The organism is Streptomyces synnematoformans, assembly GCF_039531005.1.
Classification (GTDB): Bacteria; Actinomycetota; Actinomycetes; order Streptomycetales; family Streptomycetaceae; genus Streptomyces; species Streptomyces synnematoformans.
Window position 1 is genome coordinate 1 of record NZ_BAAAPF010000623.1, and the last position, 1,714, is coordinate 1,714.

General features: G+C 76.9%; 2 protein-coding genes and 1 pseudogene. All 3 read right to left on the minus strand.

All coding sequences use genetic code 11. The annotated features are described in order from the left end of the window. Positions 1-207: 207 nt before the first annotated feature. Positions 208-1,110, minus strand: coding sequence for a Gfo/Idh/MocA family protein (locus ABD317_RS36625; RefSeq protein ID WP_344296331.1), 903 nt, complete (start codon positions 1,108-1,110; stop codon positions 208-210). A gap of 112 nt (positions 1,111-1,222) precedes the next feature. After that, positions 1,223-1,360, minus strand: a complete 138-nt coding sequence (locus ABD317_RS36630; RefSeq protein WP_344296329.1) for a hypothetical protein — start codon at positions 1,358-1,360, stop codon at positions 1,223-1,225. 30 nt (positions 1,361-1,390) lie between these two features. Then, positions 1,391-1,714 (minus strand): annotated as a pseudogene (locus ABD317_RS36635) (hypothetical protein); the annotation flags it as partial.

The following is a 1,714-nucleotide window of genomic DNA, read 5'->3' on the forward strand; positions in this document are numbered from 1 at the left end:
GTGTGCGGCGTGGTCACGTGTGTGCTCCTGTGCTGTGCTGCGCGGTCGGCGAGGGCGGTCGCGGCGGTGCGCCGGGTGGGCCGGTCTGGGCGGCGGGGCATGGGCGCCCCTTTCATACGGCGGAGCACGAACGGGACTCAGCCTGCCGCTTTTCTTGTGATTTTCCGCTTGTCAGCCCCGGGGCTGTCCCGCGTACGGGTGGCGGACTCAACCCGCCCGGACCACCTCGCGTACGACCCGCTCGCACAGCTCGTGGGTGGCGAGCGCGTCCTGCCCGCTCAGCAGCTCCCCCGAGCGCACCGCGGCGAGGAACGCCAGCACGACCTGCTCGATGCCGCGCTGCCGGGCCACCGGCACCCAGTCGCCGCGCCGTCGCACGCTGGGCTGGCCCTTGTGGTCCACCACCTCGGCGAGGTTGCGGACCTCGCGCTTGGTGTCCTGCCCGGACACCTCCAGGACCTCCTCGGCGGAGCCCGAGAGCCTGTTCATCGCACCGATCGCCGTGAAGCCGTCGCCGGACAGCTGCAGGACGACGTGGTGCAGCAGACCGTCGCGTACGCGGGCGCGCACGTCGACGTGCGCGACACGGCCCGGGACGAGGAAGCGCAGCGTGTCGACGACGTGGATGAAGTCGTCGAAGACCAGCGTGCGGGGATCCTCGGGCAGCCCGACGCGGTGCTTCTGCAGGATGATCAGCTCACGCGGGTGCTCCAGGCACTGCGCGTAGCCGGGCGCGTAGCGGCGGTTGAAGCCGGTCATCAGCGAGACGCGGCGCTCCTCGGCGAGCCGGACGAGGCGCTCGGCGCCGGCGAGGTCGTAGGCCAGCGGCTTGTCGACGTACACGGGGACGCCGGCCGCCAGCAGCGCGGTGACCAGTTCGACGTGGGCGGACGTCGGGGCGTGCACGAACGCGGCGTCGAGGCCGGCGGCCAGCAAGGAGTCGAGGTCGCCGTGGCACTGGGCGGGCGGCACGCGGTGGGCGCCGGCGACGCGCGCGAGGGTGGCCGGGGAGCGGGTGTGCAGGTGCGGCTCGACGCCCGGCAGCGAGGCGAGCACCGGCAGGTACGCCTTCTGCGCGATGTCGCCGAGTCCGATCACGCCGGCCTTCAGGGGCGTTGCGCCCGTGGTCATGTCCGCTCCCGTCCGCAGCCTCGGCCCGTGGACGCCCCGCCGTGCGCTCGCCGCCGGGGCCGGCCCGGGGGGGCGCGGCCGGTGCCGTGCGTCAGGGCGCCGTCTGTGCGGGGGAAGCATACGGGCCCGCCGGTCCGGCTCCGGCGCCGGGCGCCGGCGGGTCGGCGAGCAGCCCGGCGAGCCCGGCGCCGTGCACCAGGGCGATGCCGCCGCCGAAGCGCTCGGCCACGGCGGCGGCGGCAACCCCGCGGGGCGGGCGTCACCCCTGCGGGGAGTACCGGGGCGGCGCCGGGCGCAGCAGGGTGGCCAGGTGCGCTCCACTCCCGCGGCCGGCGCCCTGCTGACCGGCCTCACGACCCTCACCGCAGTCGCCGGCTGCGTCGCCGTCTCCCCCGATGCCGGCCCCGCCCCGGCCCGTGCCCGGCGACGGCGGGGACGGCGGCGTGACGCGTTGCGGACGCGGCGCCGGTCCGATCGTCGCCAGCACCTCGCGGCCCGGCAGCGGCGCCGCGGCCGAACCGGGGGCGTCCGGCGTGGGCCGCCCGGTGCCCGGGGCGGGGCCGGCATCGGGGGGGACGGCGAC